This is a genomic window from Vibrio alginolyticus NBRC 15630 = ATCC 17749, assembly GCF_000354175.2.
GTDB lineage: Bacteria > Pseudomonadota > Gammaproteobacteria > Enterobacterales > Vibrionaceae > Vibrio > Vibrio alginolyticus.
On the sequence record NC_022349.1, the window covers coordinates 977,397 to 998,245 of the forward strand.

27 protein-coding genes are annotated in these 20,849 nt (G+C 39.4%); 4 read left to right on the forward strand and 23 right to left on the reverse strand.

The annotated features are described in order from the left end of the window. Nucleotides 1-155 precede the first annotated feature (155 nt). From N646_RS04305 to N646_RS04365, 13 genes are all read right to left on the reverse strand, one after another. Nucleotides 156-500: a hypothetical protein gene (locus N646_RS04305; protein WP_127891239.1), complete on the reverse strand. Its 345-nt coding sequence runs from the start codon at nt 498-500 to the stop codon at nt 156-158. Nucleotides 501-706: 206 nt separating this feature from the next. Beyond that, a complete protein-coding gene (locus tag N646_RS04310) occupies nt 707-1,399 on the reverse strand; it encodes a DUF2971 domain-containing protein (RefSeq protein ID WP_017821975.1) in 693 nt (230 codons plus the stop codon). Nucleotides 1,400-1,550: 151 nt separating this feature from the next. After that, entirely contained in the window at nt 1,551-1,865 is a 315-nt protein-coding gene (locus N646_RS24675; RefSeq protein ID WP_041170521.1) for a hypothetical protein, read from the reverse strand. Nucleotides 1,866-2,019: 154 nt separating this feature from the next. Further along, nucleotides 2,020-2,430: a cytidine deaminase gene (locus tag N646_RS04320; protein ID WP_021033956.1), complete on the reverse strand. Its 411-nt coding sequence runs from the start codon at nt 2,428-2,430 to the stop codon at nt 2,020-2,022. A 742-nt stretch (nt 2,431-3,172) separates the two neighbouring features. Further along, complete coding sequence (locus tag N646_RS04325) at nt 3,173-3,445, reverse strand: nicotinamide mononucleotide transporter (protein ID WP_005462157.1); 273 nt, start codon at nt 3,443-3,445, stop codon at nt 3,173-3,175. Nucleotides 3,446-3,592: 147 nt separating this feature from the next. Beyond that, the gene (locus tag N646_RS04330; protein WP_017821988.1) at nt 3,593-4,495 is read right to left on the reverse strand and encodes a DUF7014 domain-containing protein; all 903 of its coding nucleotides are present in this window, start codon (nt 4,493-4,495) and stop codon (nt 3,593-3,595) included. A 145-nt stretch (nt 4,496-4,640) separates the two neighbouring features. Continuing rightward, nucleotides 4,641-5,738 (reverse strand): hypothetical protein, encoded by a 1,098-nt coding sequence (locus N646_RS04335; protein ID WP_017821986.1) that lies wholly within the window; start codon nt 5,736-5,738, stop codon nt 4,641-4,643. A 135-nt stretch (nt 5,739-5,873) separates the two neighbouring features. After that, complete coding sequence (locus N646_RS24680) at nt 5,874-6,260, reverse strand: hypothetical protein (protein ID WP_017821984.1); 387 nt, start codon at nt 6,258-6,260, stop codon at nt 5,874-5,876. A gap of 140 nt (nt 6,261-6,400) precedes the next feature. Beyond that, the gene (locus N646_RS04345; RefSeq protein WP_017821982.1) at nt 6,401-7,939 is read right to left on the reverse strand and encodes a hypothetical protein; all 1,539 of its coding nucleotides are present in this window, start codon (nt 7,937-7,939) and stop codon (nt 6,401-6,403) included. A 1,127-nt stretch (nt 7,940-9,066) separates the two neighbouring features. Continuing rightward, on the reverse strand, nt 9,067-10,023 hold the full coding sequence (locus tag N646_RS04350; protein ID WP_017822019.1) for a hypothetical protein: 957 nt from the start codon (nt 10,021-10,023) through the stop codon (nt 9,067-9,069). A 294-nt stretch (nt 10,024-10,317) separates the two neighbouring features. Continuing rightward, nucleotides 10,318-10,677, reverse strand: a complete 360-nt coding sequence (locus N646_RS04355; RefSeq protein ID WP_021033957.1) for a hypothetical protein — start codon at nt 10,675-10,677, stop codon at nt 10,318-10,320. Nucleotides 10,678-10,811: 134 nt separating this feature from the next. Further along, nucleotides 10,812-11,153, reverse strand: a complete 342-nt coding sequence (locus tag N646_RS04360; protein WP_021033958.1) for an SH3 domain-containing protein — start codon at nt 11,151-11,153, stop codon at nt 10,812-10,814. A 148-nt stretch (nt 11,154-11,301) separates the two neighbouring features. Then, the gene (locus N646_RS04365) at nt 11,302-11,574 is read right to left on the reverse strand and encodes a nicotinamide mononucleotide transporter (RefSeq protein ID WP_005462157.1); all 273 of its coding nucleotides are present in this window, start codon (nt 11,572-11,574) and stop codon (nt 11,302-11,304) included. Between the two features lie 194 nt (nt 11,575-11,768). Here N646_RS04365 and N646_RS04370 point away from each other — a divergent pair, with 194 nt between their 5' ends. Further along, nucleotides 11,769-12,053 (forward strand): type II toxin-antitoxin system TacA family antitoxin, encoded by a 285-nt coding sequence (locus tag N646_RS04370; RefSeq protein WP_005487956.1) that lies wholly within the window; start codon nt 11,769-11,771, stop codon nt 12,051-12,053. After that, nucleotides 12,050-12,328 (forward strand): type II toxin-antitoxin system RelE/ParE family toxin, encoded by a 279-nt coding sequence (locus tag N646_RS04375; RefSeq protein ID WP_005377065.1) that lies wholly within the window; start codon nt 12,050-12,052, stop codon nt 12,326-12,328. Before N646_RS04370 ends, N646_RS04375 begins: the two co-directional genes overlap by 4 nt. 145 nt (nt 12,329-12,473) lie before the next feature. Here N646_RS04375 and N646_RS04380 read toward each other — a convergent pair whose 3' ends face one another. From N646_RS04380 to N646_RS04415, 8 genes are all read right to left on the reverse strand, one after another. Continuing rightward, nucleotides 12,474-12,794 carry a hypothetical protein gene (locus tag N646_RS04380; RefSeq protein WP_017820438.1) on the reverse strand — a complete coding sequence of 107 codons (321 nt, stop codon included), beginning with the start codon at nt 12,792-12,794 and terminating at the stop codon, nt 12,474-12,476. 622 nt (nt 12,795-13,416) lie between these two features. Further along, nucleotides 13,417-14,106 (reverse strand): hypothetical protein, encoded by a 690-nt coding sequence (locus N646_RS04385; RefSeq protein ID WP_017822012.1) that lies wholly within the window; start codon nt 14,104-14,106, stop codon nt 13,417-13,419. 683 nt (nt 14,107-14,789) lie between these two features. Continuing rightward, complete coding sequence (locus N646_RS24915) at nt 14,790-15,092, reverse strand: hypothetical protein (protein ID WP_069508824.1); 303 nt, start codon at nt 15,090-15,092, stop codon at nt 14,790-14,792. A gap of 886 nt (nt 15,093-15,978) precedes the next feature. After that, nucleotides 15,979-16,251 carry a nicotinamide mononucleotide transporter gene (locus N646_RS04395; RefSeq protein WP_005462157.1) on the reverse strand — a complete coding sequence of 91 codons (273 nt, stop codon included), beginning with the start codon at nt 16,249-16,251 and terminating at the stop codon, nt 15,979-15,981. Between the two features lie 144 nt (nt 16,252-16,395). Continuing rightward, nucleotides 16,396-16,803, reverse strand: coding sequence for a hypothetical protein (locus tag N646_RS04400; RefSeq protein ID WP_017822010.1), 408 nt, complete (start codon nt 16,801-16,803; stop codon nt 16,396-16,398). 136 nt (nt 16,804-16,939) lie between these two features. Then, nucleotides 16,940-17,440, reverse strand: a complete 501-nt coding sequence (locus tag N646_RS04405) for a GNAT family N-acetyltransferase (RefSeq protein WP_025594746.1) — start codon at nt 17,438-17,440, stop codon at nt 16,940-16,942. Between the two features lie 145 nt (nt 17,441-17,585). Beyond that, nucleotides 17,586-18,230 (reverse strand): glutathione S-transferase family protein, encoded by a 645-nt coding sequence (locus tag N646_RS04410; protein WP_017822007.1) that lies wholly within the window; start codon nt 18,228-18,230, stop codon nt 17,586-17,588. 164 nt (nt 18,231-18,394) lie between these two features. Continuing rightward, the gene (locus tag N646_RS04415; RefSeq protein WP_017822005.1) at nt 18,395-18,871 is read right to left on the reverse strand and encodes a GNAT family N-acetyltransferase; all 477 of its coding nucleotides are present in this window, start codon (nt 18,869-18,871) and stop codon (nt 18,395-18,397) included. Nucleotides 18,872-19,065: 194 nt separating this feature from the next. On the opposite strand from N646_RS04415, the gene N646_RS04420 reads away from it, so the two are divergent. Beyond that, on the forward strand, nt 19,066-19,314 hold the full coding sequence (locus tag N646_RS04420; protein WP_005377003.1) for a type II toxin-antitoxin system Phd/YefM family antitoxin: 249 nt from the start codon (nt 19,066-19,068) through the stop codon (nt 19,312-19,314). Next, nucleotides 19,304-19,594 (forward strand): type II toxin-antitoxin system RelE family toxin, encoded by a 291-nt coding sequence (locus N646_RS04425; protein WP_005377002.1) that lies wholly within the window; start codon nt 19,304-19,306, stop codon nt 19,592-19,594. The genes N646_RS04420 and N646_RS04425 overlap by 11 nt, the downstream gene beginning before the upstream one ends. Before the next feature lie 136 nt (nt 19,595-19,730). On the opposite strand, the gene N646_RS04430 is transcribed toward N646_RS04425, so the two are convergent. Both N646_RS04430 and N646_RS04435 read right to left on the reverse strand, forming a co-directional pair. After that, nucleotides 19,731-20,060, reverse strand: a complete 330-nt coding sequence (locus N646_RS04430; protein ID WP_017822015.1) for a hypothetical protein — start codon at nt 20,058-20,060, stop codon at nt 19,731-19,733. Nucleotides 20,061-20,366: 306 nt separating this feature from the next. After that, nucleotides 20,367-20,837: a GNAT family N-acetyltransferase gene (locus N646_RS04435; protein ID WP_017822016.1), complete on the reverse strand. Its 471-nt coding sequence runs from the start codon at nt 20,835-20,837 to the stop codon at nt 20,367-20,369. Nucleotides 20,838-20,849: the final 12 nt, after the last annotated feature.

Consider the following 20,849-nt stretch of genomic DNA (forward strand, 5'->3'; position numbering starts at 1 on the left):
TTTCTCTTTAATTTATAAACTGGATCGAAGGAGTTAGTTAACGCCCTGTTAAGGTGTGAGCAACGCAATACCGATGCCTCCGCATACCACCTTAAACACTAAACGCAACGCATAGTAAAAATGCCACGCGTTGCGAATCACTCTTAAACAGTTTGTTATGTTCGTAGCCTCGTGTGCCATCTAGTTACGTCCGTGAGCCTACTTTCATAGACCTTATTCACTGTTGCTATATGAGCTATACAGTCAAAATTAAACAACACTACACGTTTTTTAATAGTTTTTACTTTATCCGTATCTACTTCAACTGTTAAAGAAGCTTTCAATAATGTTGATAAATCGATATTTTCCTTTATCGCTTCACTTCTAAACCAAGCTGATAGCTCATTGGAAATATACAGTTCTAGCTCGCCAGCAATCGAATGTGAAACTGTTCCATCGAGCAAGTTAATACACAAGACACCATTAGGCAGCTCAGATAACATTTCGAGGTCTTCACCCATCCGCCAACCAACAAACATCTTGGGTAGAACTTCAACGTAGTGATTAATCCTTTTTAGTCCCATAATCCCTCTAGAACATAACGCCCAATTAAGGTGTGAAGCACGCAACCACTACACCCAATTTGACCACCATAAACACTGAACTTAACCCAAACCAAAAATGCCAAGCGTGCTGAATCACTCTTAAATTGTTTGTTAAGTTTCTTTTACCGATGAACAAACTGTTCCCTATAGTGCCCTAACTCCAAGCATTTTGAGCATTCTTCTTCACTCTCACGGTAATAGACTCTTTTATTTCCTATGATCATTTGCACACGTTCAACAACGCTGTCCCCCTTACCTTTGAGCTGAACAACTTGTAAATCAGGCTTACAGCAACGAAGAATCCCTTGTAATAGCTCTACTGTTGAGGCTTGTACTTTAGGTCCGAGTATCAATTTTTTCACTGCAATCGGTACATATGTGTCCGATGTGATACAACGGAACTCCTTCTCATATTTCCAGCTCGAATCCTTATACTTTAGAATTTCTATCGCTTTATCTGTTGTTAATTGATTTTTAGAAACTTTTGGCTTGTTGCGATAGGAAACTTTAACAACTTCCGAACTTGGTAGCAGTTCAAACTCAATGGCACAACCACGTCCCCCATCTGCATAATGTGCCCACATTAATGTGTTTGAGTCGTCTGGAGTAAAACAACATACTCGCAGATCTTCGAGTATGTTCTTCCACGTTTCTTCTAGGTCATCGGGGATTGTACCATCAACCTTAATGACTCCCTCCATAGGGTCATTTAGCTCACTATACTTACTTGCATACAATCTTTCTCGAAGCAATATGTCCAATACGAACTCAAAATTACTTAATGATTTGTATTTGTAGAATGTATTTTTGTTCATTTGAACTACCTATTGAAACTTAACGCCCTGTTAAGGGGTGAGCAACGCAATACATAAGCCGCCGCATACAACCTTAAACACTTAAACCAACGCATAGTAAAAATGCCACGCGTTGCGAATCCCTCTTAAACAGTTTGTTAGCTGTTTCGTATTAGGAGACTGGACTATTAACGTAAAAATAACCAACAAGACCAACCGTGCCGTATAAAAGTGCCTTCAGAGAAGCTAGCCAGTTACTTTTAATATTAAGTAAAGTCACCACAATTGAGGATACCATCGCAAAACACCACATCAAGACAACTAAACAAGCAAACAATAAATCTATAACGTCACCGAACCCATAAGGTTCTCCGGGTGAGACCGCTATATGCCCATAAATTTGAGATTTATATAGTAGCCCAGAGAAAGCAAAAAAATGGACTAAAACAATACTGAACGCTAATAACTTATTAAATCTTGCTTCCATTTAGTTTCACTCTCCAATACCACATTGCACAAACAGCTAACGCCCTGTTAAGGTGTGAGCAACGCAATACCGAAGCCACTGCATACCACCTTAAACACTAAAACCAACGCATAGTAAAAATGCCACGCGTTGCGAATCACTCTTAAACAGTTTGTTATAGCGCTTTGCCGTTTACAAGTGACCAATGATGAGGCATTAATTCTCGTATAGTCTTGAAAACCAATGCATTCCCTGAAGTCGTAATTGCTGCTTTGACATCCCCACCCCAATGGACGAGGCGCTCTTGGCAAACTCCGCATGGTGACAAAATTAGAAATTCATCGTTCTCGCTCTCACGACACAGGCATAATGAGTGGGTCACTCGCTCATTGAGTTTGTGAGCCTCTAAATACGCTCCCACCTCCATGCATAGTGAAAGAGCATCGTTTTTAGTATCAGGAGCAATGCTTGTTAATATTTTTCCTGACTCTGTTCTAACAGCCGCAGCTCCACCCCAACCAGAAGGATATCGCATATTTACTAGTTCTATTGCTGCTTGATAGAGCTCTTTTTCGATATTATCCATGACCATCCATATTCAATTTTATCGTGCGCTATAACGCCCTGTTAAGGGGTGAGCAACGCAATTCCGAAGCCGCCGCAAACCACCTTAAACACTAAAACCAACGCATAGTAAAAATGCCACGCGTTGCGAATCCCTCTTGAACAGTTTGTTATGTTTTACCACAAGTCACTGACTTTATTGAGAAAGAACTGCTATTTCAAGCTAGTTTTCTGAACCAAACCACAAGGCAAGAACCAACTTGGCCACCAAAAGCGACTAACCCAAAACCAGTAATTCCACTTCCCTGCCCAATGAGGCAACCCGACGAAGCTCCAACAAGCGACCTGTCTTTCCAACCAAAGTGCAAAACAATGGCAAATTGCCGAGGCAACTGCCAAGCCAAAATGCTAATTGGCTAAGAATCCAAAAGCGACTTTGAGCCAGTTAAACTAAAAACCGACCGCCACGACCTGACAATGAAGCAACCCACGAACATTGGTATGTTTTACGGGCTGATTGGTTCAAGAACTTAGACCGACAATACTGATTTGCTGAGTCTACTAGGGACGAATTGCCAGAGGGACAAAGAACTAGAGCCTAAGACCTTTAAGCCTTTGAAATGCAAGTAAACATAACGCCCTGTTAAGGGGTGAGCAACGCAATACAAAAGCCGCCGCATACCACCTTAACCACTAAACGCAACGCATATTGAAAATGCCACGCGTTGCGAATCCCTCTTGAACAGTTTGTTATGTGCGAACTTCTAGCTTGTAGATGACTGCTCAGCAACACTAACTTTAGGCTCTTTCTCTGGCGTCGACCATTTGATGATTGCTCTAAGGTTCATTGAGAAAAAGATGATATTTGCAATTATCATTGCCACACTGCCAGTAAGATAACCAACTGCTACCCAACTAGTGTTACCGCACATCATTAAGATGAAACCGATTTTGTTCTTATTTCCAATTTGCCAAATTGCAAGAAACGTAAGTACCATTGCAACCCAGTCGATTCCATAGTACTGAAAATATTCCATTTTTCCTCCAAGCACATAACGCCCGCTTAAGTGGTGAGCAACGCAATGCCGAAGCTACCGCATTCCACCTTAAACACTAAACGCAACGCATGGTAAAAATGCCACGCGTTGCGAATCCGTCTTGAAGCGTTTGTTATATGACGGTTTCTAGTATGCCTCGTCACATAGAAGCAAGATTGCTGAAGCCACAGCATTAATCGAATATTTGGCAACGTGTTCAGGGACATTCTTGTCGTCTAAACCAGCGCCATGCGAGTAGCTCAATCGATTTCGTATGGTTGCTATCAACATAATTGGCTGTTCCCAAAATGAATCGAGGTTCGAACTAGTGATAATAGTCTTAAGCAATACTCCAGCAGTATCTTTATCTGAAAATTTGTATTTATTTCTAGCACAAATTACTTTCATCGTACTTTCCAAAGCACTACAACACTTGGTAACACTATCTCGATACTTTCCTTTTCGATATTCATCTAATGCAAGCATGAATTCCTCATTAGCATTCAATAAGTCTGGCTTTCTCAACAATGCTAAGGCAGGCTCGACCGCTGTATTGTGAAGAACATCGCTATCTTTACGTATTATTTTTGGAAATTCTCTAATTTGTCTAGCTTTTGCAGGCGAACCATAAAAGTAGGTATCTACCTCTTCCCATACAGTATCCGTCAAGTAATATGGTAAATCATCAACTGCAAAGAACTCGTTAATGTGTTTTATAAAAACACATTCATCTCCTGACCGTTTGAAACTTTGAGTTTGAAATAGATACTCAATAGAATCTAGCAAATGAGCATCATCACATTGAAGTATATAGTTATATACATCATCTTCGATTCCAATACCTTGATATGCATTTGGGGACAATACTGATTTACCATGTAAATATGAAAGTTTCTTATGGAGCTCGCGAAGTACGTCATAAAATGAGTTATCAGTAAAATCTTTCACTAACATCACGAAACGTTGCCTAAAGGTCTCCGATATGGGTTTTAAAGGCTCTTTATCGCTGCGTTTTCTTCTTGAGAACACGTCAAAAATATTGCCTAGCACTGTTTTTCCTCTTAGTCATATAACGCCCAATTAAGGTGTGAAGCACGCGACCACAACACTTAATTTGACCACCGTAAACACTAAACTTACCCCCAAGAAAAAATGCCAAGCGTGCTGAATCACTCTTAAATTGTTTGTTATATCTCTACACCATAGTGATAAGACGCAACTTCTTGCTATCGGGCTGATATTCAAGCGATACCATTAGTCGTATTACTTCACCAAATGAGTTGGATTTCTCAACAAGAATATTAAATTTAGATACATTGTGCTCCTTCAGATAAGCCAGATTATAAAAATAGTTATAAACTAGTCGTTGTTTAATTAGAATTTCTAACTCACGCCTATCAAAGTGGAAGAGCTCCGACTTCTTCATCCGACCTTTCTTATGCTCTTTTAGATAACCAAGCTTGCTATCTTCGATTTCAATTTCAAGTTCATCAATTGGTAGTAAAGTGGTTGAGATAGCATTTATCGAAAAATCGGTGTCTCGAGCAAAAACACCTTGAACGGGACGTTCTATCTTATATGTAAGAAACACTCCATCTAGGTCTTCGTTAATGCTAACTACAGTATACCCATGTTCTTCAAAGGAGTAACCGAGTGTATTTATGTTTTCAGCATCGTCTTCATCTGCTGCATGGGATAATATAATTTTTTTCTTATGTTTGATAAATGACTTAGCTAAAGTAAAAGAAGCGTATGTTTTCATAAATGACGCATAAGTGACATCAATATAGCCAGTATAAGGCTTATATGTACTTAACCCTTCATCTAGTATTTTACGCATAGAGGGTGACAGATTATTTATATAAACGAAAAAGTATTGATTACCGTATTGGTAAGTAGAGTCATTTCTTTTTTTTATACTTGCCCAGAGTTCATGACACAACTTCGATTGACTAATCTGACCACCATGATCTAAATAGTCGCCGACTAAAACACTATGGCTACTTCTGGAATCAAAAAACGGTAAAACCTTATCGATCACATCATAACCATACCAATAGCTATCAATTTGCTCACTATCAAATACCAGTATAATTTCTTCTTTGTCCGTTGAAGGCGTTAAACAATTTCTCAGGTCTTTATAGTTAACGTTTTTAGACTTCAATATTTCAACAGTTTTACCCAACAGCCTGTTAATTTCACTATTTATAACCTTTGTATCTAGGTTAAAGGTTCTTTTCATGACTTCGAGCAGAACATGCTCTCTGGCATTTAATGTATGTATTGATTCCACTAAACCTCCCGTGAGATATAACGCCCTGTTAAGGGGTGAGCAACGCAATACCGAAGCTGCCGCATACCACCTTAACCACTATAACTAACGCATAGTAAAAATGCCTCACGTTGCGAATCCCTCTTGAACAGTTTGTTATGTACGTACTTTACTCAGTATCAGATACTTCTCGGCACATTCAGAAAACAAAGTATATGGATTCATACTATTCCCATAGTTTTGAAACAATAGATCCCCACTTTCTATCCGAGCACTTACCTCTCGCTTTGTAAGTCCACTCGCTTCAGACGCAGTTAACCCCTCAAAAATCACGTATTGCTCATCTAGTATATATTCTCCACTTAATAGACGTTTTTCGATCTTGACCTCAAAGTAGTTTCTACCCTGTTTTTCAAACAGCTTAACTTCTAAGTTACAAGATAACTTGTCGCTATTCAGATAAGTTCCAATAAGTCCGTCGTTAGGTTCAGCAAGTACAGATGTCGATAAAAGCCCCAAGAGAAGATAGCTTACTTTCTTCACATTACCTCCTAGTACATAACGCCCTGTTAAGGTGTGAGCAACGCAATACCGAAGCTACCGTATACCATCTTAAACACTAAACGCAACGCATCGTAAAAATGCCAAGCGTTGCGAATCACTCTTAAACAGTTTGTTATGTTTTAATTTTTGCGTGTATGTGATTTAATCGAAACCACCAATTGCCATATCAAAGTTGCATACATGATATAGAATAAAAGACTTATAAACTCAATACCTTTATGAAGAAATTTCGAGAACGGCATAAAGCTTATCGCGACATTATTAAAAAAACCAACCACGCTCGATATTTGCGAATTAAAGTCAGGGTAAATTTTATATAGGTAATTATTTTCATATGAAAATATGACAGCTTGAAATATTAAAGACAAGATAACAATTAAAAATGCAGGTCGAAAGTAACTTCTACCAAATTTGGATATTTTATCATTAAGGGAGAATACCAATTTCTCTTGAGACCATGGTTCTTCTTCCATGTCATTTTTATACCTTTCCATTTCTAAAGAAAAGTACTTATTTGCCTCTATATGGTTTCCCACTTTATCAAATGAGTGTTTTATTATTCTTAGCGTTTCTCTATTTGTATTATTGGATGAAAGACTTACATTTAAAAAGTTAGGCATTTCTTTCAAATTTGCGTTTTCTAAATCCAAACCAGAATTAAAAATTGCATTCCTAAAATTAACAAAGGACAAAAATGTAACATACTTGAATGTTGTAGGGTTTTCACTTTCATAACCTAACTTACAGCATTCAAAACCAGCAAAGTCGCTAAATATACTTTTAAAGAAATTAACTTCCTCTATTTCAGAGCGGTACATATCAAATATTTTACTAAAGTTTGAATTTATAACATTCAATTTCTTTATTTTATTTTCTTTGAATTCAAACTTAGAATCAAATTCAACATTTTCAATGGTAACTTCCTCAACAAAAAGGTTATTAAGTATAAACTTAGATTTTATCGTGCTATCAGCGATAGTTAACTTATTAACCCTCTGTTTAAATAATACCGAATTTTTAAATAGAGAGTTATTTACAACAATTCCATTAAGATTTATTTCATTATTAAACTTGCAATCGTGAAAGACAGAGTAGTTAGATTCATCAAATAAATTAAACTGATTACTAAAACTAACATCACCCTTAAAACTGCAATTTTGATACAACACTTGGTTTACATTACCCAGTATTTTCAATGGGAACACAGTCCACTCTTTAATAAAATCACAGTCTTGAAAGAATGATTCGAAATCCCCCAAATCAAAATAAATATACATAAACTGGCAGTAATTAAAATGTGCACCTTTCAACTTTTTTAACAGTTTAAAATAGTCAAAGTGGTCACGACTATCTCGCTCTGGAAACTTAATATGGTCAAACACTATGATTTGATCACGAACAAATTTCTCAACGACCTCAGACTCCAACTCATCTTTCAAAAAATCTCTAAAATCATCTCTCGACACAGCTGGTGCAGTAAATGAAAGATTATATACTTGGTCTAAAATGTAAGTGACAAGCTCGTCATAAAATCTTGATAATAAGGAATTATTATGGAAATCGGTACTATAACTATTTTTTCCACAATGTAGAGGACAGTCGGATTGTTCTTGCATAACAGAATTGTTACATCCATCAACTGCGCATTGATTATCCACAATTTTCTCCATACATAATTTTTAAAACATAACGCCGCATTAAGTGGTGAGCAACGCAGACCACTGAGCTTAAAGTATGATGCCGTAAACACAGAAACTAAAGCAAACCAAAAATGCCAAGCGTTGGGAATCCGTCTTAAATGCTTTGTTAGGCTTAAGCTTGCTACTTGTGTTGAGCTTTAATTAAAACAGGTAATATATGGCCATTTCGGTTGACACTAACCTGTTTGATGTTAAATTGCCGCTGTATTTTAGATTTTAGAGGAGGGTCTATGTTAACCCAACTTTTGGTCTGCCCTTTGTATTCTGTAATTGGGAATAGGGCCTAGTTTAACTAGTAAACATTGGCCGAGTAACCCTTTAGAATACTTACAGCATAAATACTCGGCCAACTTCTAAATCTACCTCGCGTTTCCTACGCTAGCACAATTCAAACAATAACCTTTTTAAGCCTAACGCCTTGCTAAGGTGTGAGTAACGCAATACAAAAGCTACCGCACAGCGCCTTAATCACATAAGCCACCGCAAAGTAAAAATGCCACGCGTTACGAATCACTCTTAAGCAATTTGTTAGTACATGCGCTACTTCTATTTATGCGCTCCAAGATATTGAAAACTGAGATGATATGAAAGGCTTTGAACACTGAAGTGAGACGGGCAGCTACAAAACTTTACCCCGATTGAAAGACGAAAGTTGGCTAGAAGAAAAACGCACTGAACTGCCCTACTTTCACTTGCTTCAAATTAGAAAAGGATTCTTTCCTCGTACTTCAACCGCCACAACAAAAGTAATCAAGGTTCTCTCAAAAGCCACCACGAAAATGAAGAAGCACCAAAGAAATAGGCTAAGAGTTAGAAGCCGTAAACGATGAAATCAAAGCGAACACTTCGCATATAGTGCCACCGGAAAGAACGTGAAAGGCACTAACTGAAAGGTGTAAATACGAGCGCCAAAACAGATAAACACCAAAACTTATGACCTTTGATGTCAAACCCGTACTAACGCCGCATTAAGGTGTGAGCAACGCTACCACGAGACCAAACCATACCACCGTAAACACAAAACCCAACGATGGAATGAAAAATGCCACGCGTTGCGAATCACTCTTAAATGCTTTGTTATGCATTTAGTCAAATAGGTCACCGTTGGTTTGTTCGAGCGCTTCCAAGTGGGACACAATAAGTTTTGGTCGTTTCGCTGCAATTCGACCTTTTTCATCTAAACGGCTAACGGTACCGACTAGCTTACAGCGCAAAAACAGAAGAGGTTTATATTTAACGACACTACCCACATCAGGATAAGCAGTAAGAATGTGCCCTAAATATTTAAAGCCTAAGGAGTTGGATGTTTTATTTTCCCTCGTAACTTCACCTTCAATCACAACCGTTGCACCGTGCACTAGCTCAGGTAAAACTAAAACTTCATCGTCATCTTCACTGTCATCCTTACAGAAGATTGCTTTGTCTTGTTTACCAATAGTAACTTCGTCCTTAATCCCATCGCTGTATGTCCCAATTTTTAACGAGCGTCCTTCAGCTATATTACGAGCTAATTCTTCTAGCAATTTTGAGTTGGAATCTAGATAAAGATCTAACGCAGGCTTTGGAACATATATGTACTCCCCTCTATTGTTGGGAATACCGATAAGTTCGTTATTATTTTTAAACTTAAGGTTGGACAGATCTTTTTTACCCGTTTCTCCTAGATGTTTGCTGATTCGTGCAAACCACTTTAACCCATCTAGTGCTTTCGAGAATATTGAGGTGAAGCCGAAGTTCTCAAAATCTTTCTCAGCCATTTTTGACGCAGCTTTACTAAAATAAGCGGTCGCAACAACCCCAAGTCCAGCTTGTGCCCACCCAGCAACTGTTTCTGGAACTAGAGCTTCCCAAGAACCCTTTTGGACCCTCATCGGAATTTCAAAATCAATATGCTTCAAGTCTGGTGCTTGTTTAGAAATAAGCTCTCTAATTGCTCCATCATATGCGAGTAGAGCTTTAGCTTGTCTTCTAGCATCCATTAACCCATTTTCTACTAACTCACCATCGTACTTTATATAACCTAAGTACTTTTCTTGTTCCATTGTTAAACCTCAAAGTCATACTGATTTGAGACTGATATAGCAACGAACCAAAGTAGCAGCTATACATCAGAGTCATAGAGCAAAATCGCCTTTATGATACTACTTTTGTATAAAATTGAGCGCAATAATAGAAGCGTGATGCGCTCTGCGAATTGTGATGATAGCGCTTAAAATGCATAACGCCCTGTTAAGGGGTGAGCAACGCAATACAAAAGCTGCCGCATACCACCTTAATCACTAAATTCAACGCATAGTAAAAATGCCACGCGTTGCGAATCCCTCTTGAACAGTTTGTTATGTACGTAGTTTAAAATGAACACCTGAGCTTTCAAATTCTATGCTCCCAAAGCCACCTACCACCTTAAAATATGATTGGTTCTTTTCAAAGTAGTCGATGTTTCCGTAGTCTTTTGAACCGTCAAGGTCTATGGTCGGCTGCATATCATTTTGATTCAAGAGCCCATTAATACTTAAAACACCCTCAAAAAGAAGAGACCCCAAGCGATAGCAAGTATGCTCACCTATTTTTGGAGCTTCATAATATTTAGACTCAGGCCAGATGCTAAACTCTAGTTCAATTTCAAAAGTTTGATCATTGTAGTGCCAACCCAAAACAAATGAATCCTGAAGGTCTACACCTACGAGAAAATCCATATTTTTCTCCAAGTACATAACGCCTTGTTAAGGTGTGAGGCACGCAATACTAATGTTTCCGCATAACACCTTAACCACTAAAGCCCACGCATAATAAAAATGCCACGCGTGCGGAATCACTCTTGAACAATTTGTTATGTACGTTGTACCGAGCGCACTCGTACCCAACCAATTTCACCCGTTGACCTCGAGACTCGATACCACTCATTGAGTTCAAACTGCACTGATAGCTTTTCACCAATGACTGTATTGAGCTCAACATTGTCATAGTCATAACGCAAAATACCTTCTGAGATTCCTTCAATCTTTTCGATATATTGAACTGGAGCCCAACCCTGCATACCTTCACTACTGGTTATAAAGATCCAATTGGGAAACTCGTCGTCAATTGCACCGAGAGCTACTTTATCACCTTGTTTCAAATAAAACGGATTGGGATATTCTGAGACGTGTTTTTCCGTAGCTACTACTTCCATATTTTCTCCAAAGTACATAACGCCCTGTTAAGGGGTGAGCAACGCAATACAAAAGCCGCCGCATACCACCTTAACCACTAAACGCAACGCATATTGAAAATGCCACGCGTTGCGAATCCCTCTTGAACAGTTTGTTATGTGCGAACTTCTAGCTTGTAGATGACTGCTCAGCAACACTAACTTTAGGCTCTTTCTCTGGCGTCGACCATTTGATGATTGCTCTAAGGTTCATTGAGAAAAAGATGATATTTGCAATTATCATTGCCACACTGCCAGTAAGATAACCAACTGCTACCCAACTAGTGTTACCGCACATCATTAAGATGAAACCGATTTTGTTCTTATTTCCAATTTGCCAAATTGCAAGAAACGTAAGTACCATTGCAACCCAGTCGATTCCATAGTACTGAAAATATTCCATTTTTCCTCCAAGCACATAACGCCCAATTAAGGTGTGAGGCACGCAATACGATGCCCCCGCATACCACCTTATTCACTTAAACCAACGCATAGTAAAAATGCCACGCGTGCCGAATCACTCTTAAATTGTTTGTTAGTTGCCCATCTCAAAGCCTAGTGCTAACATTTGTACACACACCAACAAAGGAATAAATCATGGACACTAGAATTCAATTTCGTGTTGATGAAGAAACAAAACGCCTAGCTCAACAAATGGCTGAGAGCCAAGGTCGCACTCTGAGTGACGCATGCCGTGAACTTACTGAGCAACTTGCTGAACAACAAAGAAAAACATTGTCTCACGATGCATGGCTAACTGAACAAGTAAATCTAGCATTTGAGAAGTTTGACTCAGGAAAGTCCGTTTTCGTTGAGCACCAAAATGCTAAATCTCGAATGGAAGAGCGCAAAGCCAGAATCCGTAATCGAGGTAAGCAATGATTTTATGGGAAGAAGAGTCACTTAATGATCGTGAAAAGATCTTCGAGTTTCTCTATGACTTCAACCCTGATGCGGCAGAAAAAACTGACAACCTCATTGAAGCAAAAGTAGAAAACTTGCTTGAACAACCTTTAATGGGCGTACAACGAGATGGTATCCGCGGACGATTACTCATTATTCCTGAGATTTCGATGATTATCTCTTACTGGGTCGAGGGAGATATCATCCGAGTTATGCGTGTACTCCACCAGAAACAAAAATTCCCTACGGATTGATTGCTTCCTCTGGGGAACTAACGCCCAATTAAGGGGTGAGCAACGCTACCACCTAAACCTGAAGCATTGTGCCATAAACACTATATTTGAAATAGAAGCAAAAATGCCAAGCGTTGGGAATCCCTCTTAAATTGTTTGTTATAACTCAGTATTCTGACTGCAATTTCTTATGTAGCTTCAATATATCCGCCGCAATTTTGCTCGCTGTTTTATTTTGGATCTTAGTCATTGTATGAGCGACAGCACCTTCAACCATTTTGCCTTCAAAGTTAGTTCTAGGACCACTTTTAGTCATACGTTCTTGTATTGAACGCCAGTCACCAAGCAACTCTTCGGGAAAGTGAATATCTAAAAGACTTGAAGTCGCCTCATTGGCACTAAGCAAGCGACTTCTCGCATCTCCAGCTCCAATACACAACTCTTCTACTGCATCATCAATACGACATTTAACATATTGGTATTTCATGTATAAATTTCCTCGGAACTTGGATGAGTTATAACGCCCTGTTAAGGGGTGAGCAACGCAATACCAATGCCGCCGCATACCACCTTAATCACTTAAACCAACGCATAGTGAAGATGCCACGCGTTGCGAATCCCTCTTGAACAGTTTGTTAACTGAGCGCCTTTCAGTTTTCGCCGATTTTTCAGCCACTTTCGCCAAAGCTCGTTTTGCTAATTAATGATTAGCAAAGCTAACTCAAATATGTGTTTAACAAAAAAATTACCGTTGATCTTTAGTTTGAAATGCGTCTCACAACACCATACTTCGGCGATGTAAGTGCGCCGAACTAATCGCGAACGCCTTATATTATTAGAAGGCTTTATGCCGCCTTTCACATCAGTAAGCTTAAGTACCAAACTGAAATTAGTCGCATTACCTCAGCTAAGGAAACCGACCGAACACGCTAAACCTCCGAACCTAGAAACCGTATCAATGTGCTTTCGTATTTTCTGTGCCAGTTAACGCCCTGTTAAGGTGTGAGCAACGCAATACCGATGTTGCAGCAGACCACCTTAAACACTAAACGCAACGCATAGTAAAAATGCCACGCGTTGCGAATCACTCTTAAACAGATTGTTATAAGTTAATCCGCAATAGCTATAGCAATTGAAATGTCATCGCTACTATAGTCACCAAAATCTACTAGCCATGCATTCTTTGGGTTACCTGGAGTAAGCGGATTTTCGCCAGGATTAAACTCCAAACCTATTGCTGCGTGATTCCACAAAAGGTCTTTTAAATAGCTAATATACGATTCAATTGTATTTTTTGAGCTTGCGTACTTTTGCTTATACCTTGAAATATGTGAGTCATAATCTTCAGAAAATGGTTTCGGTATATGCATAAAGTCACCACATTTTTTGTAAATCTTAATCAACTCACCATGGGTAGCTTTAATGTCTTTGCGCTGAATTTGATGTAAGCCATCGCTAAATTGGCTCTGACCTAAAGGAATTGGCATAAAGTGAGGACTAATAGAGTTAAGTTTCTGTAGGATAACTCTCGCATTCCAGTCCTTTGTAAAATCACCATTGATGTCACTTTCTTCACCTTCAATTCGTCTAAATTCTTTATATCTATTTTTGTCGCATAAAACAGAGCTAAAGCAAACTTGTTCGACAATTTTTCTTAATTGAAGAAAGCAGAACTCAGCATCCAGCGGAGGTAAAGAGCTTTTTTCTGAATGTTTAGAAAGGCATTCATCCACAGCTCTAATCCTCACTTTGACTTCAAGCATCATAGACTGATAAATCTGATATGGTTGAACTTTCATGACTATCTCACTTTAACTTATAACGCCTTGCTAAGGTGTGAGTAACGCAATACAAAAGCTACCGCACAGCGCCTTAATCACCATAAGCCACCGCAAAGTAAAAATGCCACGCGTTACGAATCACTCTTAAGCAATTTGTTAGTACATGCGCTACTTCTATTTATGCGCTCCAAGATATTGAAAAGTGGCATGATATGAAAGACTTTGAACACTGAAGTGAGACGGGCAGCTACAAAACTTAAACTCGGTTAAGAGACGAGAGTTAGCTAGAAGAAAAACGTAATGAACTGCCCTACTTTCACTGGTTTCAAATTAGAAAAGGATTTTTTCCTCGTACTTCAACAGCCACACCAAAAATAATCATGGTTCTCTCAAAAGCCACCACAAAAGTGAAGAAGCACCAAAGAAATAGGCTAAGAGTTAGAAACCGTAAACGGTGAAATCAAAGCGAACACTCCGCATATAGTGCCACCGGAAAGAACGTGAAAGGCACTAACTGAAAGGTGTAAAGACGAGCGCCAAAACAGATAAATACTAAAACTTAGACTTTTAATGCTAAAACCGTACTAACGCCCAGTTAAGGGGTGAAGCACGCAATACCGATGTTGCCGCATAGCACTTCAACACCGAAACCAACGCATACCCAAAATGCCACGCGTGCTGAATCCCTCTTGAACTGTTTGTTATGTTCGTAGCTTTTGTAACCCTTGTATTGCTCGGTTGGTCGAATCTATTAAGTCTGTACGCTTCAGTTTCGTTCGAATAGCCAAAGCTTCAATAAACTGCTTTTCAGCGAGTTCATAGTTACCAAGCTCCACGTTTAATTTACCCAAGTGTTGTAAACTGAAACTCAAAGAAAGCACACAACCGTAATCTTGGCTTTGTAAGTATGCTCTTTCAGCACCACCCATATCACCTGCGTATTGCAACGCAATACCCGAAATATGAGTAGACCAAAACTTGTGCTTATCGCTAGATGTAGACATTTGGACTTTGGAAGCTAGCCAATAAGCCAAACTACAAAACCCTATAACACGCAAACAATCGGCTACTAAAATTTGCTGCCACTCTAGCTTTTCTGTTTCGCCTAACACCTTAAATTTTAAGCATTTGTAAATAGTTAAAGCAAGTTTATGGAAAACGCTGAAAGTTACCCTATCCCTTTGATAGCCCACCATTTCCTCCAAGAACATAACGCCTTGCTAAGGTGTGAGTAACGCAATACAAAAGCTACCGCACAGCGCCTTAATCACCATAAGCCACCGCATAGTAAAAAATGCCACGCGTTACGAATCACTCTTAAGCAATTTGTTAGTACATGCGCTACTTCTATTTATGCGCTCCAAGATATTGAAAACTGGCATGATATGAAAGGCTTTGAACACTGAAGTGAGACGGGCAGCTACAAAACTTAATTCCAATTGAAAGACGAAAGTTGGCTAGAAGAAAAACGCACTGAACTCCCCTACTTTTACTAACTTCAAATTAGAAAAGGATTCGTTCCTCGCACTTCGACGGCAACACCAAAGAAAGACAATTCTGACTTAGTAAAAACCACGAAAGAGAAGAAGCGCCACAGAAATAGGCTAAGAGTTAGAAACCGTAAATGGTGAAACCAAAGCAAACACTCCGCATATAGTGCCACCGGAAAGAACGTGAAAGGTACAAACTGAAAGGTGTAAAGACGAGCGCAAAAACAGATAAACACCAAAACTTATGACCTTTGATTTCAAACCCGTACTAACGCCCTGTTAAGGGGTGAGCAACGCAATACAAAAGCCGCCGCATACCACCTTAACCACTAAACGCAACGCATATTGAAAATGCCACGCGTTGCGAATCCCTCTTGAACAGTTTGTTATGTGCGAACTTCTAGCTTGTAGATGACTGCTCAGCAACACTAACTTTAGGCTCTTTCTCTGGCGTCGACCATTTGATGATTGCTCTAAGGTTCATTGAGAAAAAGATGATATTTGCAATTATCATTGCCACACTGCCAGTAAGATAACCAACTGCTACCCAACTAGTGTTACCGCACATCATTAAGATGAAACCGATTTTGTTCTTATTTCCAATTTGCCAAATTGCAAGAAACGTAAGTACCATTGCAACCCAGTCGATTCCATAGTACTGAAAATATTCCATTTTTCCTCCAAGCACATAACGCTCTGTTAAGGGGTGAGCAACGCATTACCGAAGCAGAAGCAAACCACCTTAATCACTAAAACCAACGCATAGTGAAAATGCCACGCGTTGCGAATCCCTCTTAAACAGTTTGTTAGCTGTGTTTTACAACACGAGCTTTGCCCCCAGCATACCGAGTACTGCGATAGCTACCATCGTAAACCAAAGGTAAATCAGAAAAGATAGGCATAACGAAAATAAACCTCTCACAGCTTTATCTAAGTTTGCATCTTCATCGTGCTGTAAAAAATACGCTAGTTCTGCTGTAGGTATTGATCCAGCAGAACTCTTAAATTTGAGCTTTAACATCATCAGGCCCATTGAGATTGGAAGACTAGATGCTAGTAAAATAATTCCCACCGAAATCCAGACACTCTCGGGGAATTCATTACCTAAAACTACTGCTGCCCCGAACAACACTAAAAGCATTCCCAGAAAGCCCTTGAAAGATGACAACAACGAGTCTCTTGTTTTTATATACAGCCAGAATAGCGGCTTATCGTATTTTCTCATTTTTTCCTTAAACAGCTAACGCCGCGTTAAGGGGCAGCAACGCGCTACCACCAAACTTCAACTTACCACCATAAACACAAATACCAAGATTTGAGCCAAACTCGCTACGCGTTGACTGTCCCTCTTGAACGCCTTGTTATATGCGTGCTTGAGTAGATAACGTAACCAGTTCATCACTGTCGTAAAGTTGATCACTGGACTCAATCATACCCAATTTTTTAAGCAGACTTATTGATGCCCGGTTTTCAATTACAGCGACACCATGAACTTCAGAAACTATGCTAGTTTCTAGTGTGAAGTTTAAAACAGCCTTTGACGCTTCAAAAGCATAGCCTTTGCCTTGAAATTCAGGAAGTAAGCCGTACCTAATATCAGAAAATTTTGTATTAGGAATTTGCTCTACACCCGCATAACCTATTTTTACGGTCGGCTCGTCTTTTAAGGAAATAATGAATGTCCCGAAACCTTTCTCCCAGTGACCAACTTTCTCAGGCACGTAGTTCTCAATGTACTCTAAACTAAATGGCTTACCACCAGGTAAGTAACGAGTTGTTACTTCACACGTTAAAAGCTTTGTATATATTTCAATATCTTCCAAAGCTACAGGTGTAAGTTCTAACCTTTCTGTTTCGATCATTGAACCATCCATTTTCACCGAAAGCATATAACGCCTTGTTAAGGTGTGAGGCACGCAATACCGAAGCTGACGCATAACACCTTAACCGCTAAAACCAACGCATAGCAAAAATGCCACGCGTGCCGAATCACTCTTAAACAATTTGTTATGAGTATGACTCAAAGTGTGTGAGATCAACCTCCTCAAAATCACATACAGCTCTTATTACTGAATTGCGACAGAGGCGTTTCAGATAATCCGATAAGTGCTGATAACTCTCCACATGCGCCTCTTCTGGTAGCCACCCTGCTAACATGAACAGAAAGTAGTCGCATGCAGTTAACTCATTTCCGATTAAGTATTCATGTTGCTTAAGTTGCTCATCAAGAATGGATAACACTTCCATAATGCGATAGTTTTGAGCCGAGACTATATCTGAAGCACCTAATTCACTAGTTGTGTGACGCTTTGGGTAATAGCGAATCATTAATTCTGACTGTAGCGTATTGTTAAGAAATGCTAACCATTGAAAGAATAAAGGACGCTTGGCATCACCCAATGCTGGCATTAACCCTGAGTCAGGGTGTAATTCACAAATATGAATACAGATCGCAACACTTTCAAAAACCGCCTGCCCATCGATAATCAGAGTTGGAATACGACCCGCAGGGTTCAATCTGAGATAGTCTTTCTTTTTGTGGGATTGAGCCTTCTTGTCTACCAACAACAATTCAAAGTCAGCTTTCACATGCTGCAATAGAAAGTGTGGTGCCAAACTCGCGTTGTTTGGATAGTAGTAAAGCTTGAACAAGTTAGGCTCCTTGCCTGTAATTCTGGGGGTACTCATAACGCCTTGTTAAGGGGTGAGCAACGCAATACTGATGCCGCCGCATAACGCCTTAATCACTAAAATCAACGCATAGTGAAAATGCCACGCGTTGCGAATCCCTCTTGAACAATTTGTTATACGATTTCTCACAACGAGCGCTGAAACTGACCATTTTGGGCTTTGAAACCTAATTTTTCAAACAGAGCTTTAGACCGAAAGTTACCTTTATCAATGTCTGCATACAATATTTCAATACCCAAAGATTTTGCGTGAGAAAATAACAAACTGAGGGCTTCCGACATATAGCCTTGTCGCCAATATGATGAATTAAGTAAGCATCCAACCTCACATGAATGACCACAATCACTAAAACTATGTAAACCACAAGTTCCGATAACTTTGTTGGTCGATTGCTCTAAAACTGCCCATTCCAACGATTCACCCAACTTTTCTAATTGGACGACGCTTTCCAACATCTGAAATATCGTATCTTTCGATGGAAAAACCGGATCTGAGGCAAATTCCATTGTTTGAATATCACCATAAATTTCAAACAAGTCATCAGAATCATCCATTTGAATTGACCTCAAAACAACCCTACTTCCGTGTAAATCAGGCTTCATTTTTCTCCTTAATCGTATAACGCCTTGCTAAGGTGTGAGCAACGCAATACCTTAGCCTCCGCATAATACCTTAAACACATAAACCGACACATAGTAAAAATGCCACGAGTTGCGAATCACTCTTAAGCAACTTGTTATACCGCTTGGTTGAGGCTAAAATGACCAACATAAAAACCACTTAAGAGACCGATTATATGACCACTAGAATTTTAGCCGATGTTGCTGCAAGCATTACTGAGTTGAAAGCTAACCCTATGAAAGTTGCAACTAGTGCTTACGGCGAACCTGTTGCTGTATTAAACCGAAATGAACCAGCATTTTATTGCGTGCCTGCCGAAGCGTACGAAATGATGATGGACAGACTCGAAGATCTGGAACTACTAGCTATCGCTAAAGAGCGTGAATCTGAAGAGAGCATTTCGGTAAATATTGATGACCTATAAACTCGACTTTAAAAAGAGTGCACTCAAAGAGTGGAAAAAGCTTGGCTCTACTCTGCAACAACAATTTAAGAAAAAGCTAATCGAGCGCTTAGATAACCCACATGTTCCGGCTTCAAAGCTTTCTGGAGCTGACAACATGTATAAAATTAAGTTGCGTCAATCGGGCTACCGTCTCGTCTACAAAGTTGAAGACGATGTCATCATTGTAACCGTCTTAGCAGTTGGAAAACGCGAACGTAGCGATGTTTACCGTAAAGCCATGAAAAGGTTAGATGATTGATTGCGGTATAACGCCCTGTTAAGGTGTGAGCAACGCAATACCGAAGCTTCCGCCTACCACCTTAACCACTAAACACAACGCATAGTAAAAATGCCACGCGTTGCGAATCACTCTTAAACAGATTGTTAGGTTTTTGTCATGACGGATAATATTTACCGTCTGTTTTTCTTACATAATTGCTAGGATAATAATGACCGTCTGCTTTTCTAGAAAAGTACGAAGGGTAATATCTACCATCACTTTTTCTACTCCAATTTTTCGGATAATAATGTCCATCAGCTTTTCGTAAGAAGTCCTTCGGATAGTAGTTACCATTAGCCTTTCGGTTCCAGTCGCTTGGATAATATTGCCCATTGGCTTTTCTCGATGTTTTACCGGTCAAATATGGTTGAATCTCCATCATTACCTCAGGGAAGGTAAATGCTAAATACTGAATTTGATTATTAAACTGTTTGACTAATTCCATTTTTCATCCTTTATGAATCTAACACCTTATTAAAGTGCAAATAAACCACCCAAGATACTGAATAGTATACAATTTACTGTAAGAAACCAACGAAGTAAAACGGGCGATAGAAGTAATATACGACTTTGAACTGAGTGGCACTCACACCAACATAGCAGAAGTGCTTTCCGCATGTAGCAGCAAAGACCTAACGCCGCGTTAAGTGGTGAGCAACGCTACCACTTAACCTAAATCATTGTGCCGTAATCACTAAATTCAAAGCAAACCGAAAATGCCAAGCGTTGGGAATCCGTCTTAAACGCTTTGTTAGCTGCGAAGCTTTTTGGAGAGCAGGTTCTGTTTTGATTCGAATCCGGCGCTAGTATAAAAACCGATAGCTCCTGTGTTATTTGACCAAACATGCAGGTCAACTGAACTAGCACCAAGAGCACTAGCCCACTTAGAAAAGTAAGAAACTAGCCCTGTAGCTACACCCAGCTTTCGAGCTTCGCTAGAAACGATTAACTCTTCAATATATCCATACGTTCGTGATTGCGTCCAACGACGCTCTTTAACGTCAGCGAGATTCCCCAATAAAGCTCCGACTACCTTTCCATCGTGCTCGCTAACAATAAGCAACTGATTTTCATCAGATAGAATATCTTGAAGCTCAGTTTCATTTAGTACATCTTCAGTTTTGCGAACAACATCTGGGGCTAAGTCTGAGTTGTGCTCGTTCTCGGCTATGAAAAGGCTAACCAACACATCTAAATCTTTGATTTTGGCTACACGAACCATAAATTTTCTCCA

Bases quoted from the DNA above. Each gene is read 5' to 3' on its own strand.
- N646_RS04305 (WP_127891239.1), bottom strand. From the start codon at position 500: ATGGGTGAAGACCTCGAAATGTTATCTGAGCTGCCTAATGGTGTCTTG.
- N646_RS04310 (WP_017821975.1), bottom strand. From the start codon at position 1,399: ATGAACAAAAATACATTCTACAAATACAAATCATTAAGTAATTTTGAG.
- N646_RS24675 (WP_041170521.1), bottom strand. From the start codon at position 1,865: ATGGAAGCAAGATTTAATAAGTTATTAGCGTTCAGTATTGTTTTAGTC.
- N646_RS04320 (WP_021033956.1), bottom strand. From the start codon at position 2,430: ATGGATAATATCGAAAAAGAGCTCTATCAAGCAGCAATAGAACTAGTA.
- N646_RS04325 (WP_005462157.1), bottom strand. From the start codon at position 3,445: ATGGAATATTTTCAGTACTATGGAATCGACTGGGTTGCAATGGTACTT.
- N646_RS04350 (WP_017822019.1), bottom strand. From the start codon at position 10,023: ATGGAACAAGAAAAGTACTTAGGTTATATAAAGTACGATGGTGAGTTA.
- N646_RS04355 (WP_021033957.1), bottom strand. From the start codon at position 10,677: ATGGATTTTCTCGTAGGTGTAGACCTTCAGGATTCATTTGTTTTGGGT.
- N646_RS04360 (WP_021033958.1), bottom strand. From the start codon at position 11,153: ATGGAAGTAGTAGCTACGGAAAAACACGTCTCAGAATATCCCAATCCG.
- N646_RS04365 (WP_005462157.1), bottom strand. From the start codon at position 11,574: ATGGAATATTTTCAGTACTATGGAATCGACTGGGTTGCAATGGTACTT.
- N646_RS04370 (WP_005487956.1), top strand. From the start codon at position 11,769: ATGGACACTAGAATTCAATTTCGTGTTGATGAAGAAACAAAACGCCTA.
- N646_RS04375 (WP_005377065.1), top strand. From the start codon at position 12,050: ATGATTTTATGGGAAGAAGAGTCACTTAATGATCGTGAAAAGATCTTC.
- N646_RS04380 (WP_017820438.1), bottom strand. From the start codon at position 12,794: ATGAAATACCAATATGTTAAATGTCGTATTGATGATGCAGTAGAAGAG.
- N646_RS04385 (WP_017822012.1), bottom strand. From the start codon at position 14,106: ATGAAAGTTCAACCATATCAGATTTATCAGTCTATGATGCTTGAAGTC.
- N646_RS24915 (WP_069508824.1), bottom strand. From the start codon at position 15,092: ATGTCTACATCTAGCGATAAGCACAAGTTTTGGTCTACTCATATTTCG.
- N646_RS04395 (WP_005462157.1), bottom strand. From the start codon at position 16,251: ATGGAATATTTTCAGTACTATGGAATCGACTGGGTTGCAATGGTACTT.
- N646_RS04400 (WP_017822010.1), bottom strand. From the start codon at position 16,803: ATGAGAAAATACGATAAGCCGCTATTCTGGCTGTATATAAAAACAAGA.
- N646_RS04405 (WP_025594746.1), bottom strand. From the start codon at position 17,440: ATGATCGAAACAGAAAGGTTAGAACTTACACCTGTAGCTTTGGAAGAT.
- N646_RS04415 (WP_017822005.1), bottom strand. From the start codon at position 18,871: ATGAAGCCTGATTTACACGGAAGTAGGGTTGTTTTGAGGTCAATTCAA.
- N646_RS04420 (WP_005377003.1), top strand. From the start codon at position 19,066: ATGACCACTAGAATTTTAGCCGATGTTGCTGCAAGCATTACTGAGTTG.
- N646_RS04425 (WP_005377002.1), top strand. From the start codon at position 19,304: ATGACCTATAAACTCGACTTTAAAAAGAGTGCACTCAAAGAGTGGAAA.
- N646_RS04430 (WP_017822015.1), bottom strand. From the start codon at position 20,060: ATGGAATTAGTCAAACAGTTTAATAATCAAATTCAGTATTTAGCATTT.
- N646_RS04435 (WP_017822016.1), bottom strand. From the start codon at position 20,837: ATGGTTCGTGTAGCCAAAATCAAAGATTTAGATGTGTTGGTTAGCCTT.